Source organism: Mycobacterium sp. (genome assembly GCF_050701675.1).
In the GTDB taxonomy this organism is placed as follows: Bacteria; Actinomycetota; Actinomycetes; order Mycobacteriales; family Mycobacteriaceae; genus Mycobacterium.
The window spans coordinates 1-14,328 of record NZ_JBOGDD010000311.1 but is presented as its reverse complement, the minus strand read 5'-3'; the positions used below and the strand labels follow the sequence as shown (position 1 = coordinate 14,328).

General features: G+C 68.4%; 12 protein-coding genes and 1 pseudogene. 9 read left to right on the top strand and 4 right to left on the bottom strand.

Features of this window, described 5'->3' with window-relative positions; translation table 11 throughout:
• Positions 1-1,255, top strand: a 1,255-nt coding sequence (locus tag ACRDUX_RS09245; protein WP_526413152.1) for a RecB family exonuclease, incomplete at its 5' end; no start/stop codon positions are given.
• Positions 1,252-4,500 carry an ATP-dependent helicase gene (locus ACRDUX_RS09240; RefSeq protein ID WP_526413150.1) on the top strand — a complete coding sequence of 1,083 codons (3,249 nt, stop codon included), beginning with the start codon at positions 1,252-1,254 and terminating at the stop codon, positions 4,498-4,500. The genes ACRDUX_RS09245 and ACRDUX_RS09240, both read left to right, overlap by 4 nt.
• Here the strand turns inward: ACRDUX_RS09240 and ACRDUX_RS09235 are convergent.
• The gene (locus ACRDUX_RS09235; protein WP_526413148.1) at positions 4,497-4,898 is read right to left on the bottom strand and encodes a DoxX-related protein; all 402 of its coding nucleotides are present in this window, start codon (positions 4,896-4,898) and stop codon (positions 4,497-4,499) included. The two genes, ACRDUX_RS09240 and ACRDUX_RS09235, sit on opposite strands and share 4 nt — an antisense overlap.
• A gap of 45 nt (positions 4,899-4,943) precedes the next feature.
• Between ACRDUX_RS09235 and ACRDUX_RS09230 the strand changes: the two genes are divergently transcribed.
• Together ACRDUX_RS09230 and nudC are read left to right on the top strand one after the other, a co-directional pair.
• The gene (locus ACRDUX_RS09230; protein ID WP_526413146.1) at positions 4,944-6,020 is read left to right on the top strand and encodes a potassium channel family protein; all 1,077 of its coding nucleotides are present in this window, start codon (positions 4,944-4,946) and stop codon (positions 6,018-6,020) included.
• Between the two features lie 47 nt (positions 6,021-6,067).
• Positions 6,068-7,003 (top strand): NAD(+) diphosphatase, encoded by a 936-nt coding sequence (gene nudC, locus ACRDUX_RS09225; RefSeq protein ID WP_526413154.1) that lies wholly within the window; start codon positions 6,068-6,070, stop codon positions 7,001-7,003.
• A 1-nt stretch (position 7,004) separates the two neighbouring features.
• Here nudC and mrx1 read toward each other — a convergent pair whose 3' ends face one another.
• The gene (gene mrx1, locus ACRDUX_RS09220) at positions 7,005-7,256 is read right to left on the bottom strand and encodes a mycoredoxin Mrx1 (RefSeq protein WP_526413144.1); all 252 of its coding nucleotides are present in this window, start codon (positions 7,254-7,256) and stop codon (positions 7,005-7,007) included.
• A 112-nt stretch (positions 7,257-7,368) separates the two neighbouring features.
• On the opposite strand from mrx1, the gene ACRDUX_RS09215 reads away from it, so the two are divergent.
• The 3 genes from ACRDUX_RS09215 (at position 7,369) to ACRDUX_RS09205 (ending at position 10,242) form a co-directional block, all read left to right on the top strand.
• The gene (locus tag ACRDUX_RS09215) at positions 7,369-9,501 is read left to right on the top strand and encodes a UvrD-helicase domain-containing protein (protein WP_526413142.1); all 2,133 of its coding nucleotides are present in this window, start codon (positions 7,369-7,371) and stop codon (positions 9,499-9,501) included.
• Between the two features lie 133 nt (positions 9,502-9,634).
• Positions 9,635-9,820 (top strand): hypothetical protein, encoded by a 186-nt coding sequence (locus ACRDUX_RS09210; RefSeq protein ID WP_526413140.1) that lies wholly within the window; start codon positions 9,635-9,637, stop codon positions 9,818-9,820.
• A 140-nt stretch (positions 9,821-9,960) separates the two neighbouring features.
• The gene (locus tag ACRDUX_RS09205; protein ID WP_526413138.1) at positions 9,961-10,242 is read left to right on the top strand and encodes a WhiB family transcriptional regulator; all 282 of its coding nucleotides are present in this window, start codon (positions 9,961-9,963) and stop codon (positions 10,240-10,242) included.
• A gap of 63 nt (positions 10,243-10,305) precedes the next feature.
• On the opposite strand, the gene ACRDUX_RS09200 is transcribed toward ACRDUX_RS09205, so the two are convergent.
• Together ACRDUX_RS09200 and ACRDUX_RS09195 are read right to left on the bottom strand one after the other, a co-directional pair.
• A complete protein-coding gene (locus ACRDUX_RS09200) occupies positions 10,306-11,640 on the bottom strand; it encodes a macrolide-binding ATPase MABP-1 (protein ID WP_526413136.1) in 1,335 nt (444 codons plus the stop codon).
• Between the two features lie 70 nt (positions 11,641-11,710).
• Positions 11,711-12,004, bottom strand: a pseudogene (locus ACRDUX_RS09195) (cyclodehydratase); the annotation flags it as partial.
• A 38-nt stretch (positions 12,005-12,042) separates the two neighbouring features.
• Here ACRDUX_RS09195 and ACRDUX_RS09190 point away from each other — a divergent pair.
• Entirely contained in the window at positions 12,043-13,539 is a 1,497-nt protein-coding gene (locus ACRDUX_RS09190) for a recombinase family protein (protein ID WP_526413134.1), read from the top strand.
• Between the two features lie 181 nt (positions 13,540-13,720).
• Positions 13,721-13,936: a hypothetical protein gene (locus tag ACRDUX_RS09185; protein ID WP_526413132.1), complete on the top strand. Its 216-nt coding sequence runs from the start codon at positions 13,721-13,723 to the stop codon at positions 13,934-13,936.
• Positions 13,937-14,328 lie beyond the last annotated feature (392 nt).

Here is a 14,328-nt window from a genome sequence, read left to right as displayed (position 1 = left end):
GTTGTGGCCCAACGTGGTTCCCCGCGGGGGGGTGCTCGCCACGCAGCAGTTGGTCGACGTGCTCGACGGCATCGCCGACGGTACGTCGACGAGGGCGCCATTGCTGGCGGAGGAGCGCCGGCTCCTGATCGCCGCACTCGGCAGGGCCCGCTCGCGCGTGCTGATTACGGCGGTGGACGGCGACGAGGGCGATGACGCATTGCTGCCGTCCCCCTTCTGCGACGAGCTCGCGGCGCTGGCCACCGAGCAGCCCGACGACGACGCGGACCCCGTGCGCGCGCCGCGGGTCCTCGCGCCGTCGGCCGTCGTCGGCAGGTTGCGGGCGGTGGTGTGCGCACCGGAGGGGGCAGTCGATGACGCGGCGCGTACCTGCGCGGCAACGCAATTGGCCCGCCTCGTCGAGGCGGGCGTTCCCTGCGCCAGCCCTGCGCAGTGGTACGCGACCACCGCGGTGTCCACCGATCAGCCGCTGTGGTCGGGCGACGAGCACGTGGTGACCCTGTCCCCGTCGAAGTTGCAGACGCTGGCCGACTGCCCGTTGCGATGGCTACTCGAACGCCACGGGGGGAGTGAGGGCCGCGACGTGCGCTCGGCGCTGGGCACTCTCGTCCACGCCCTGGTGTCCGACGGCGAGCAGACCGAGGGCCAGATGCTTACCGAGCTCGAATCCGTCTGGGAGGCACTCCCGTTCGATGCGGCGTGGCATTCGGCCAACGAACTCGAGCGTCACCGGGCCATGCTCACCGCGTTCATCGAGTGGCGTGCGCAGACGCGTGGGGAGCTGACCGAGGTGGGCACCGAGGTCGACGTGGACGGCGTGGTGGCGCCGAGCGGTTCCGGTCAACCGGGCGTCCGGGTCCGGGGGCGGGTCGACAGGTTGGAACGTGACGCCGAGGGCAGGCTCGTCGTCGTCGACGTCAAGACCGGCAAGAGCCCGGTCAGCAAGGACGATGCCCAGCGCCACGCACAGCTCGCCATGTATCAGCTCGCCATCGCCGAAGGTGTTCTGCCCCAAGGCGATGAGGCCGGCGGGGGTCGGCTGGTCTACCTCGGCAAGATCGGCGTGGCAGGTGCCACCGAGCGCGACCAGAACCCGATGACGGCAGACGGCCGCGATGAGTGGCACGAGCGCGTCCGCCAGGCGGCGGGGGCAACGAGGGGCCCGGAGTTCGTGGCCCGCATCAACGACGGTTGCGCGCACTGTCCGGTGCGGGCGATGTGTCCCGCTCAGGCGGCCTTGGGAGGGCGCTCGTGACGGTTCGCTACAGTCCGGCCGAGCTGGCGGATGCGCTCGGCATCTTCGCGCCGACCGAGGAGCAGGCCGCGGTCATCTCCGCACCGCCAGGCCCATTGGTGGTGATCGCCGGCGCGGGTGCGGGCAAGACCGAGACGATGGCTGCGCGCGTCGTGTGGCTCGTCGCCAACGGGTACGCCCGCCCTGGCGAGGTGCTCGGGCTGACGTTCACGCGCAAGGCGGCGGGCCAACTGCTGCGTCGCGTGCGCACCAGGCTCGCGCGACTCGCCGGCGCGGGGCTGGTGCCCGGCGACCGGGCGGAGGTCGACGAGCACCCGTCGATCGGGACCTATCACGCGTTCGCAGGCACCCTGTTGCGGGAGCACGGCCTGCTGCTTCCGGTTGAGCCATCGGCACGGCTGATCGGGGAAACTGAGCTGTGGCAGTTGGCCTTTCGCGTTGTCTGCGAGTACGCGGAAGACCTGCAGACCGAGAAGTCGCCTGCGACGGTGACGTCGATGGTGCTGCGGCTGGCCGGCCAGCTGGCCGAGCACCTCGTCGACACCGATCAACTCCGCGACACCCACGTCGAACTGGAGCGGCTGGTGCACGCCCTGCCCGCCGGTCCTCGGCAGCGCGATGGCGGGCCAAGCCAGTCGCTCCTGAAGATGCTGGCGACTCAGACCGAGCGCACCGAGATCGTGCCCCTGATCGACGCGTTGCAGGATCGGATGCGGTCCGAGAACGTCATGGACTTCGGCATGCAGATGGCGGCGGCGGCCCGGCTCGCCTCGACGTTCCCGCAAGTCGGCGAGCAGCTGCGCCAGCGCTACCGGGTGGTCCTGCTCGACGAGTATCAGGACACCGGCCATGCGCAGCGCGTGGCACTGTCCTCGTTGTTCGGTGGGGGTGTCGACGACGAGCTGGCACTGACAGCCGTCGGCGACCCCATCCAGTCGATCTACGGCTGGCGTGGTGCGTCGGCGACCAACCTGCCCCGGTTCACCACCGACTTCTGCCTGTCGGACGGCACGCCCGCGCCGACGCTCGAACTGCGCACCAGCTGGCGCAACCCGCCGCGCGCCCTGCACCTCGCGAACGCGATCTCGATGGAGGCACGACGGCGGTCGGTGGCGGTGCGGGAGTTACTGCCCCGTCCTGGCGCGGAGCCGGGCACCATCACGTGCGCGCTGCTTACCGACGTGAGCAGCGAGCGGGACTGGGTGGCTGATCACGTGGCCCGGATCTACCACGGCGCCGTCGGGTCCGGCACGGACGTTCCCACAGCGGCGGTGCTGGTGCGGCGCAACGCCGATGCCGCGCCGATCGCCGATGCACTCGCCGCCCGCGGGGTGCCCGTCGAGGTGGTCGGGCTCTCGGGCCTGCTGTCGGTACCGGAGGTGGCCGACGTCGTCGCGATGCTGCGCCTGACCGCCGACCCGACCGCGGGCTCGGCTGCGATGCGCATCCTCACCGGCCCGCGTTGGCGGTTGGGCGCCGCCGACGTGACCGCGCTGTGGCGGCGTGCGGTGGAACTCGACGGCGCGACGGCGTACAGGTCGTCGACCACGCACATCGTCGCGTCCGCAGCGCCCGACGCCGACAGTGCATGTCTGGCCGACGCGATCTGCGACCCGGGCCGCCCCGACCGTTACTCGGCCATCGGCCACACCAGGATCGTGGCACTCTGCCGGGAGCTGACCGCGCTGCGCGCCCAGCTGCATCACCCCTTGCCCGACCTGGTCGCCGAGGTTCGTTGGATGCTGGGGGTGGATGCGGAAGTCCGTTCCGCGCAGTCGGTTTCGGCGGGCTGGTGCGGAACGGAGCATCTCGACGCGTTTGCGGACGTCGTCGCCGAGTTCGCGGCGCGCCCGTCGGCATCGATTTCCGGGCTGCTCGCCTTCCTCGATGCGGCGATGGACGTGGAGAACGGCCTCGCGCCAGCCGAGATCGCGGTGGCGAAGGACCGCGTGCAGATCCTGACCGTGCACGCAGCCAAGGGGTTGGAGTGGCAGGTCGTCGCGGTGCCCCATCTGAGCGCGCGGGTGTTCCCGTCCACCGGCTCCGCGCGTACCTGGCTGACGGATGCCGCCGACCTGCCGCCGCTGCTGAGGGGCGACCGCGCGTCGGTGTCCGAGCATGGTGTGCCCGTCCTCGACACGTCGGATGTCAACGATCGAAAGGCCCTGTCGGACAAGATCGCCAACCACCGCAAGACCCTCGACCAGCGGCGCATCGACGAGGAGCGCCGCCTTCTGTACGTCGCACTGACGCGCGCCGAGGACACGCTGCTGTTGTCGGGCCACCACTGGGGAGCCACCGAGGCCAAACCCCGCGGACCGTCGGACTTCCTCCTCGAGATCAAGGACGTGATCGACCGAACGGCGGCCTCGGGGGATCCCTGCGGTGTCGTCGAGCAGTGGGCGCCCGCACCCGCCGACGGCGAGGCCAACCCATTGCGGGACAACGTGATGGAGCGGTCGTGGCCCGTCGATCCGGCAGGCGCCGGTCGCGGTGACGTAGACCGTGGCGCGGATCTCGTCGTTAGGGCGATGGCCGCCGACCCAACGCAGGGCGTCACTGGTGGTGAGGACACCGATGGCTGGGCGGCCGACGTCGACGCACTGCTTGCCGAGCGGGAGCGGGCCATGCAACGGCCGCCTCTGGTACTGCCCCCGCAGGTCTCGGTCAGTGCGCTGGTGGACATCGGTCGCGATCCCGAGGGTGCGGTCCGCCGGTTGCAGCGCCGCGTGCCAACCCGACCCGACCCGCAGGCGCTGCTCGGTACCGCGTTCCACGACTGGGTGCAGCGGTTCTTCCATGCCGAGCGGCTGTTCGACCTCGAGGATCTGCCTGGCGCGGTCGACGGTGAATTGGGCCGCTCCGAAGCCGAGCGGCTCGCCGAACTGCAGGCCGCCTTCGCCGTGTCGTCATGGGCGTCCAGAACACCGGTCGACGTCGAGGTTCCGTTCGACATGGTCATCGGCGGCACGGTGGTTCGCGGTCGCATCGACGCGGTGTTCGTCGACGGTGACGGCGGTGTCACCGTGGTGGACTGGAAGACCGGTGACCCGCCCGCTACGCCAGAGGCGTTGCAGCAGAACGCGGTTCAGCTCGCCGTCTATCGCCTCGCGTGGGCGGCCACCGCAGGCGTGTCACCCGACTCGGTGCGTGGAGCGTTCCACTACGTCCGCAGCGGCCGGACCGTCGTACCCGAGTCGCTGCCCGACGCCATCGAGCTGGCCAAGCTTCTCGAGGCCGCTTAGCGAGGTGCGTTGCGATACGCCTTGAGCGCCTGGGTGATCATCGGGATCTGCAGCGGCAGGCGGGCGATGGTGCCGATGCGCGCCGGCCACCCCTTGTTCCAGAGCACCCTGACCGAGTTGACGTTCGCCGGGAAGACGCCGATGAACAACGCGATGGCTGCGATGGCGCCGACACGGCGGGTGCGCGGGGCCAGCAGCAGGGTGCCGGTCGCCGCCTCGGCGACGCCGGAGGCCAGCGTGTAGAACCGCGCGCTGCCCGGCAACTCGGCGGGGACGATGGTGTCGAACGGCTTGGGAGCGACGAAGTGAAGTACGCCCATACCGACGAGCATCGCGCCCATCCGCTGGGCGGTGGCCTGGCTGGGCGCACTGTCGACCGATGGTGTGAGAGACGTCATGGTTACATTGTGCTGTGCGGCGCGTTGGGCGGATGATGGGCCTCCGTGGCCAAGGGTAGATTGCGGCGTCGGCTGGCGGCGATCGATCAGTCGCTGACCAATCAGCCAGACCACACGCTGGTCGGCACGTTGCGCATCCCCGAGCCCTTCGTCAGCCCCGCTCGCAAGATCGTGATGCGGGTGATCTACGCGCTTGCGGCGCTGTTCGCCGCGGTGATCATCGTCTACCTGGACCGCGACGGCTACCGCGACGTCCAGGACAACGAGCTCTCGTTCCTGGATTGCCTGTACTACGCGACTGTTTCGCTGTCGACCACCGGCTACGGCGACATCACGCCGTTCACGTCGTCGGCCAGGCTGGTCAACGTGCTGGTGATCACGCCGTTGCGGGTCGCCTTCCTGATCGTGTTGATCGGCACCACGGTGGAAACCCTGACCGAGGCATCGCGTCAGACCCTCAAGATCCAGCAGTGGAGGAGAAGCGTGCGCGAACACACCATCGTCGTCGGCTACGGCACCAAGGGGAAGACCGCCGTCGCGGCCATGGTCGGCGACGGTGCGAAGAGCGGCGAGATCGTCGTCGTCGACACCGACCGGGCGGCGCTGGACCGTGCCGACAAGGCCGGGCTGGTGACGGTGCACGGCGACGCCAACCGAGCCGACGTGTTGCGGCTCGCTGGCGCGCAGCACGCCAAGTCGATCGTGGTCGCCACCAACAGCGATCCGACCGCCGCCATGGTCACGCTGACGGCCCGCGAGCTCGCACCCAAGGCGAAGATCATCGCCTCGATCCGCGAGTCGGAGAATCACCATCTGCTCCTGCAATCGGGTGCGGACTCGGTGGTGGTGTCCTCCGAGACGGCGGGTCGACTACTGGGGATGGCGGCCAAGACGCCGACCGTCGTGGAGATGATCGAGGACCTGCTCACGCCGGACGCCGGATTCGCGATCGCAGAGCGCGACGTGACCTCCAAGGAGGTCGGGGGTTCGGCGCGGCACCTACCCGACATCGTGCTCGGCGTCGTGCGCGGGGGACATCTGGTGCGGGTGGATGCACCGGAGGTCGATGCCATGGAACCCGGTGACCGACTGCTCTACATCCGGAACGCGGACGCCCGGTGACCGGCGCGAACGTGGCCGGCGGGGGAGAGCGGAGCGACTCGGGGAATGTGAGCGGGCCCGGCGGGTTCCGCCTGCGCAACGTGCCCCTGCTGTCGCGCGTGGGCGCCGACCGGGCCGACGAGCTGCGCACCGACGTCGACGCCGCGGTCGCCGGCTGGAGCGATGCGCTGCTGCTGAAGGTCGACCGGCGCAACCAGGTCCTCATCTCCGGCGGCCGGGTCGTGCTCGGCAAGGCGGCGAAGCACTCCGCCAAACCCGACGAGCACGCGGTGTTCCTCGGCCGGATGGAGGACGGCAGGCACGTGTGGGCGGTGCGCGGCGCCCTGGATGGACCCGAGGACCCGCACGCCGAGTCGGAGGTGCTCGACCTGCGCCGGGCGGGTTCGATCTTCGATGACGTCAGTGCCCAACTGGTCGCGACGGCCACCGCACTGCTCAATTGGCATGACAGCGCCCGCTTCAGCGCCATCGACGGATCGCCGACCAAGATCCACAAGTCGGGGTGGTCCAGGATCAACCCCGTCAACGGGCACGAGGAGTTCCCGCGCCTCGACCCGGCGGTCATCTGCCTGATCCACGACGGCCACGACCGGGCCGTGCTGGCTCGTCAGACCGTCTGGCCGGAGCGGCTCTTCTCGCTCATCGCGGGTTTCGTCGAAGCGGGTGAGTCATTCGAATCCTGCGTCGTGCGCGAGGTGGCCGAGGAGATCGGGCTGAGCGTCACCGACGTCACGTACCTGGCGAGTCAGCCGTGGCCGTTTCCTCGCTCGCTGATGGTCGGCTTCCACGCGGTCGGCGACCCGGAGCAGGAGTTCTTCTTCAGCGACGGCGAGATCGCCGAGGCCGCGTGGTTCACCCGCGCCGAGGTTCGCGATGCGCTGGCCGACGGCGACTGGAGCAGTGACTCGCCGTCGCGGCTACTGCTGCCCGGATCCATCTCCATTGCCAGGGAGATCATCGAATCCTGGGCGTACGCGGACTGATTCAGGCGAGCTTGGCCTGGACGGCCTTGAGGCTCGGGTTGGTCAGCGTCGACCCGTCGGCGAACTTGACCGTGGGGACGACGTGGTTGCCGCCGTTGACCGAGCCGACGAACTCGGCTGCCCGGGGGTCGTCCTCGATGTCGACCTCGGTGTAGGCGATGCCCGCGGACTTCAGGGCGGTCTTGAGTCGGGCGCAGTAGCCGCACCACGTCGTGGAGTACATGGTGAGGGGGGCCTTGGCAGCGGTAGTCATAGCCGATTCAACGTAACGGACCCACCGCGTATTGCATCATCCGACCGGGGGGCACGCGGCGTAGCGCACGTCGGATCAGACTTTGTCACCGCGCCCTGCCAAGATGGACGCCATGCCGTCCCAGTCTCCCGCGGCCGCCTCCCCACTGCTCAGTCGGCTTACCGACGACCTCGACGATGAGCAGCGCGAGGCGGTGCAGGCGCCGCGGGGTCCGGTGTGCGTGCTCGCGGGCGCGGGCACCGGAAAGACCAGGACGATCACCCGACGGATCGCCTATCTGGTGGCGGCCGGTCACGTCGCGCCGGGCCAGGTGCTTGCGGTGACGTTCACCTCCCGTGCCGCGGGGGAGATGCGCAGCAGGCTGCGGTCGCTCGACGACCAGGGCGCCGACGGTGTTGGCACCGGGGCGGTTCAGGCGATGACGTTCCACGCTGCGGCGCGACGCCAGCTGCAGTACTTCTGGCCGCGGGTGGTCGGCGACACCGGGTGGGAGCTGCTCGACAGCAAGTTCGGCGTCGTCGCTCAGGCCGCGAACCGGGCGTCGATCCAGGCCAGCACCGACGACGTCCGTGACCTCGCCGGTGAGATCGAGTGGGCGAAGGCATCGCTGATCAGTCCGGAGGGCTATGCGGCGGCGGTCGCCGAGGCCGGTCGCGACATCCCGCTGGACGCCGCCAAGATCGCCACCGTCTACGCCGGGTACGAGTCCATGAAGGCGCGCCGCGACGGCACCGCGTTGCTCGACTTCGACGACCTGCTGCTGCACACCGCCGCGGCCATCGAGAACGACGCCGCCGTCGCGAGTGAGTTCCGCGATCGGTACCGCTGCTTCGTCGTCGACGAATACCAGGACGTCACACCCCTGCAGCAGCGGGTGCTCAACGCCTGGCTTGGCGAGCGTGACGACCTGACGGTGGTCGGCGACGCGAACCAGACCATCTACTCGTTCACGGGTGCCACGCCTGGCTATCTGCTCGACTTCTCCCGCCGGTTTCCCGACGCCTCGGTGGTACGGCTGGAACGCGACTACCGCTCCACGCCGCAGGTGGTGTCACTGGCCAACCGCGTCATCGCGGTCGCGCGCGGGCGGATGGCAGGCAGCAAGCTGCATCTGGTCGGTCAGCGCGATGCCGGGCCAACACCCACGTTCAGCGAGCATCCGGACGAAGTCGCCGAGGCCACCGCCGTTGCCAAGTCCATCAAGAAGCTCATCGGTTCGGGTACCGCCGCCTCGGAGATCGCGGTGCTCTATCGCATCAACGCGCAATCGGAGGTGTACGAGGAGGCGCTGACCGCGGCGGGCGTGGCCTACCAGGTGCGGGGCGGGGAGGGATTCTTCAGCCGCCAGGAGGTTCGGCAGGCGTTGGCGGCGTTGCAGCGGGCATCCGAACGCGTCGACGCGGTCGGTACCGAACTCCCCGCGGTCGTCCGCGAGCTACTCGAGCCGCTCGGTCTGACGGCCGAGCCGCCGCAGGGCACCAAGGCCAGGGAGCGGTGGGAAGCGCTGCTCGCGCTGGTCGAACTCGTCGAGGAAGAGGTCGCTCAGCGACCGTCGCTCGACATGCGCGCCCTTCTGGCCGAACTGCGCCAGCGCGCCGACGCGCGTCATCCCCCGGTCGTGCAGGGCGTGACCCTGGCGTCGCTGCACGCGGCGAAGGGCCTGGAGTGGGACGCGGTGTTCCTCGTCGGCCTTGCCGATGGCACGCTTCCCATCTCGCACGCGCTCGCGCGTGGCGCCGACAGCGAGCAGGTCGAGGAGGAACGCCGCCTTCTCTACGTCGGCGTGACGCGGGCGCGGATCCACCTGGGGCTCAGCTGGGCGCTGGCACGTACGCCGGGCGGTCGGCAGGGCAGGCGCCCGTCGCGCTTCCTCAACGGCGTCGCTCCGCAGGCGAGCACGGACGACGGGCCAAGCAAGCCGCGGCGGCAGCGGGGGGCCACTCCGCGCTGCCGGGTGTGCGGCGGGGCATTGAGCAGTCCGGCCTCGATCATGTTGCGCCGCTGCGAGACGTGCCCGTCAGACCTCGACGAGGAATTGTTGGCGCAGCTCAAGGAGTGGCGCCTGGAGACCTCCAAGACGATGAAGGTGCCCGCCTACGTGGTGTTCACCGACAACACCCTGATTGCCATCGCGGAAACCCTTCCTGCCGACGAGGCCGCCCTCGTCGCCATCCCTGGTATCGGCGCTCGCAAGCTCGAACAGTTCGGTCCCGACGTCCTCGCGCTCGTCAAGGGTCGGCGCTGACCCGGCGCCAAACCGCCAAGATTCGCAAAGATCGCGCCAAACCCGCAGGTCAGAAAATCGCTTGTCGACTTTGGGTGTTAGCCTTTAACCTCATAACCGTCTAATCCGGTCGAGCAGAAGGGAGGAGCCTCACATGAAGATCATTCAGAATTTCGGCGTAGCCATCGCTAGCGCTGACGTCATGTCGTGGCCCCTCTACGTCGCTGGACCCGCCGCCTCGGCGGCGCATCCGGTGGTTGCCACGCATGACGCCATTCCGGCGATCGAGCGACGCACCGCCGCCGCGACCGTCGCGTCCGTGAATCGGGGCCCCACCTAGGAAGCCCAGAAGAGCCAAATGGCCACGGACCCGACACCGGATCCGTGGCCAGACTTTTCGGGACAGCCGAACACCTGGTCGCAGATCCATCAGAAGACAGATGGCTGATCGACTTAGACCAGGAAGAAGGTGAGTCGGACATGTCTCCGCAGACATGCCGAGAGAGGACGTTTCCGGCGGTCCCGTGTCACGTAGGTGACCCCGACCTGTGGTTCGCCGAGAATCCCCTCGAGTTGGAGCGGGCCAAGACGCTGTGCGCAGACTGCCCGATCCGGCGACAGTGCCTCACCGAGGCGCTGGAACGCGAAGAGCCGTGGGGAGTTTGGGGCGGCGAGATCATCGACCGCGGAACCGTGGTGGCGCGGAAGCGCCCAAGGGGCCGGCCCCGGAAGAATCCCGTTGAAAACCCGGCAGCCGCATAGCCGGCCAGAGGCTGCCTAGCCCCACGTATTGCTGGGGTTAGGCGGCCTCGGCGGAGCCGAGAATCAAGCCGCAGCTTCTGCGAACCCCGGGATGAGTTCCAGCGCAAGCGCTTTGGTCGGGATGTGGGCATCGAGCTGACACGAGATGGCGACGTTGGACGCGATGACCCGCATCGGGATGGCCAGCTTTGCGGGTATGTCCATCTGGCGGGCCGTCTTGATCGAGTCGACCGAGAGGTCCATGTTGGCGGCGGCCATCTTCTGCAGCCACTTGCGGGTGTAGTGGAACACCTCGACCTCGAGTGGTTCGACGTACTGGCGCAGCATGTCGTCGATCTCGCGCGACGAAACCTGTTGTCCGCGTTGGATGAAACCGATCTTCTCCATCGTCGGCAGCAGTTTGCCGTAGTCCTTCTCCAGTGCGTAGCGGACGGTCAGTCCCAGCTCGATCGGAATGCCGCCGGGCATCGGGGCCACGGCGCCGAAGTCGAGCACGCCCAGCTTGTCCCCTGGCAGCAGCATGAAGTTTCCCGGATGGGCATCGCCATGCATCATCTCGATGCGCCTCGGGGCGTCGTAGGTGAGCTCGAAGAGCCGCGTACCGACGATGTCGCGCTGCTCGGGCGTGCCGTTGCGAATGATCTGCGCCATCGGGATGCCGTCCATCCATTCGGCGATGACGACCTTGGGCGAGCTCGCGACGATCGCCGGGACCACGAAGTGCGGGTCGTCGCGGTACCCCTTGGCGAAGGCGCGTTGGTTCTCCGCCTCGAGCCGGTAGTCGAGTTCCATCTCGGTGCGTTCGATCAACTCGTCGACCACGCCTTGGACGTCGGCGCCAGGGGACAGCTGTTTGAACACGTAGACGAGCCGCTTCATGGTCTTCAGATCGGCCCGCAACGCCTCGTCGGCACCGGGGTACTGAATCTTGACGGCGACCTGGCGACCATCGGACCAGACCGCCTTGTGAACCTGGCCGATGCTCGCCGACGCGATGGGGGTGTCGTCGAACGAGGTGAACCGCTCCCGCCACTTGGTACCGAGTTGGGCGTCGAGGACGCGGTGCACCTTGGCCGCGGGCAGTGGGGGAGCGTCCTTCTGAAGTTTGGTGAGTGCCTCGCGGTACGGCTCGCCGAACTGCTCGGGTACGGCGGCCTCCATGACGGAGAGCGCCTGGCCGACCTTCATCGCACCACCCTTGAGTTCGCCGAGGACGGTGAAGAGTTGGTTGGCCGCCTTCTCCATCAGCTCCGCGTTGACCTCGTCCCTGGACGAGCCGGTCAAACGCTTTCCGAAGCCGAGGGCCGCGCGGCCCGCGATGCCGACGGGCAAGCTTGCGAGCTTCGCATTACGGGCCGCTCGTCCACGCTTGATGTCTGCCACCCCACCATCATCCATTACGAAGCTGGACGAACCACCGCGAAGGGCCAGCAAGCTCTGTGAGCGCGCACACCCGGGCGGGCTCCCGTCAGCACTGGCACCTGGGGTGACGAGCCCAACGGCGGCTCACCGTGGAACCGGTGCGGATGTCGAACTCCAGCGTGGTGTCCAGGGTCGGTGGCGGTTCGCCCGCGCGACGTGGGTCATCGGACTCGTGCACGGCCTGGATGACGCGGTCGACCTGGTTGAGCGCGAGCGCCGCGGTGCCGAGCATGGTGGCTCGGTCGGCGCTGCCGACGGCGTCCCGCAACTGGGCGGCGACGGCGGGCCATGCCGCATCGCGGTCGCTGCGGTACAGGTCCGCGCAGCCGAGACAGCTAGTCTACTCTTAAGGGGTATGACTACCGGAGAGGCCATCCGATGAGGGAACGAGCTGCGCTGTACGCGCGTATCAGCTTCGACCGGAACCGCGACGAGGTAGGCGTCGATCGCCAGCTCGCGCGGATGCGGGAGCGCGCCGTGGAACTCGACTACGACGTCGTAGCCGAGGTGAAGGAGAACAATGTCTCGGCCACCAAGGGACTGCACCGGCCGGGGTATGAGCGCATCCGTCACCTGGTGACCACGGAGCAGATAGACCACGTCATGGTCTGGCAGACCAGTCGGCTGGTACGGAGCCGTGCCGACCGCGCCGAGGTAATCAGCACGTTCGGCACGCACAAAGTCGACATCGTTGCCGTGGAGGGGCCATCGCTAGATCTGCGCACCGCGTACGGGCGCGGCATGGCCGACCTCCTCACGGCCTTCGATTCACTGGAGGGCGAAGTGAAGGCCGAGCGCGTCTCGGCTGCCATCGCGGACATGGCCCAGCGGGGCCATGCGTGGGGTTTCTGCCCGTACGGGTGGGATCGCACCGGGCGCGGTATCCACGCCGAGCAGACCGTAAACGAGGCCGAGGCCGACGTCGTCAGGGAGTTGGTCGACCGGCTACTCGCGGGGGAGTCGCTGCACTCGCTGTATCAAGACATGAACCGGCGCGGTGTGCCCGCGCCCGGACATGCACAGTGGCTCAAACTGCCCGAGGACATCCGTGCCCAGCGGCAGGAGAAGGGCAAGCTGGCACCGACGCAACAGTGGGCGAAGTCGACGGTTCGCACCCTGGTTGTCAGGGACGCCAACGTTGCGGTGCGCCGCTACCGCAAGCGCGCCGACCACGGCGGCACGGAGATGAAGGGCGGGTGGCCTGCGATCGTGGATCGCGACAAGCACGATCGCGTCGTGGCGCTGTTGGCCTCACCGGAGCGACGCAGTCACACGGGCCCGCGCCCCGGTGCCCGCAAGCATCTGTTGACCCAAGGAATCGGCCGGTGCGGTGTGTGTGGCGACGTGCTGCGGGTGGCCAAGCGCAGCGGTCGGCGGGACGCGACGTTGATCTACATGTGCAACAGTCCGCGCGGCTGCACCGGGCGCGTTCAGGCTCACGTGGACAACCTGTTGGCACGGGTGATCATCGGTCGGTTGGCGATGCCGGATGCGCTGGACTGGCTGTTGGGCGACGACGAGCTCGCGCGCCAGTGGGCGAAGAAGTGCGACGAGTTGCAAGGCCGACTCGACGAGGCTGCAGACTCGCAGGCCGACGGCAAGATCGACATTCGGCAGCTGGAGCGGATCACGGCGCGACTGCGGCCGCAGCTGGAGGCGGCACAGCGGGAACGTGATACCGCCATGCGTTCGCTGGACGTCGAGACGTTGCGCCCGCTGGCGGGTCCAGAGGCCGAAAAGTGTTGGGAGGCAATGTCAGTGGCTCAGAAACGCGCAGTGCTCGAAACGCTGCGGGTCGAAGTGGTGCTGTTGCCGCGCGTCAAACACGGTCCCGGTTTCGAGCCGGAGACCGTCGACATCACGTTCAGAACGTAGTGAACGCAATACACTTACTGCACAACGTGTTTCGTCCAAATTTCTGTTATTGTCGTCTGCACTAAGACAGGCTCGCCTAGTCGGCGGGGACATGCTGCGAAGCGGTGTTCCCAGCCTTGGCGTTCTGTTCGCCACTGGGGCGGGTCGCTTGCCGAGAGGGCTTACCGAGAGGTGAGCCTTCATGCCCGAAATTCGATCATTCACGGCGCGCGTTGCCCGCGCCGCAAGGGCGGGTGATGCGACCGCCGAGGTAGAGGCGCGCCGTGATCTCGCCGAAGAGAAGATTGCCCAGTACGTCCAGCGCGTGCTGGCCAGCGCGCCGCCACTGACCGATGAGCAGAGGACCCGACTAGCCGAGCTACTGCGGCCCGTGCGCGCCGCTGGTGGTGCGTCATGAGTCGCCACAACGGCCCGCGCGCCATCGGCCGTTGCAAGGTCTGCGACAAGGTTCTGAGGACTCCGAAGATGATCGCGGCCGGAGAGTGCCGCGCCTGCAGTCGGTCTGCGATCCTCATCGCCGGGCGCCAGGACGGCGGTTCGCGCAATGCCACCTGACACGACGGCGGCGCCCCCCGAAATAACGGAGAGCGCCACCCACCACCTCGCCGAAGATGATGCAGCCGATTCTACCGGCTACGCGTCCGCATGCGATATCTACTGGCGACTCGGGTATCGGGGCATTCTGCCGCTGCCTCGGATGAGGAAGAAGAGTCCACCATCGGCCTTCACCGGCTACGACGGTGGAGATCCCACGTATGCCGACGTGCTGCAATGGGCTGAGCTCTACCC

Coding starts and splice junctions, on each gene's coding strand:
- ACRDUX_RS09215 (WP_526413142.1), top strand. CDS start 7,369: ATGCCGTCCCAGTCTCCCGCGGCCGCCTCCCCACTGCTCAGTCGGCTT.
- mrx1 (WP_526413144.1), bottom strand. CDS start 7,256: ATGACTACCGCTGCCAAGGCCCCCCTCACCATGTACTCCACGACGTGG.
- ACRDUX_RS09200 (WP_526413136.1), bottom strand. CDS start 11,640: ATGGATGATGGTGGGGTGGCAGACATCAAGCGTGGACGAGCGGCCCGT.
- ACRDUX_RS09205 (WP_526413138.1), top strand. CDS start 9,961: ATGTCTCCGCAGACATGCCGAGAGAGGACGTTTCCGGCGGTCCCGTGT.
- ACRDUX_RS09235 (WP_526413148.1), bottom strand. CDS start 4,898: ATGACGTCTCTCACACCATCGGTCGACAGTGCGCCCAGCCAGGCCACC.
- ACRDUX_RS09190 (WP_526413134.1), top strand. CDS start 12,043: ATGAGGGAACGAGCTGCGCTGTACGCGCGTATCAGCTTCGACCGGAAC.
- ACRDUX_RS09210 (WP_526413140.1), top strand. CDS start 9,635: ATGAAGATCATTCAGAATTTCGGCGTAGCCATCGCTAGCGCTGACGTC.
- ACRDUX_RS09185 (WP_526413132.1), top strand. CDS start 13,721: ATGCCCGAAATTCGATCATTCACGGCGCGCGTTGCCCGCGCCGCAAGG.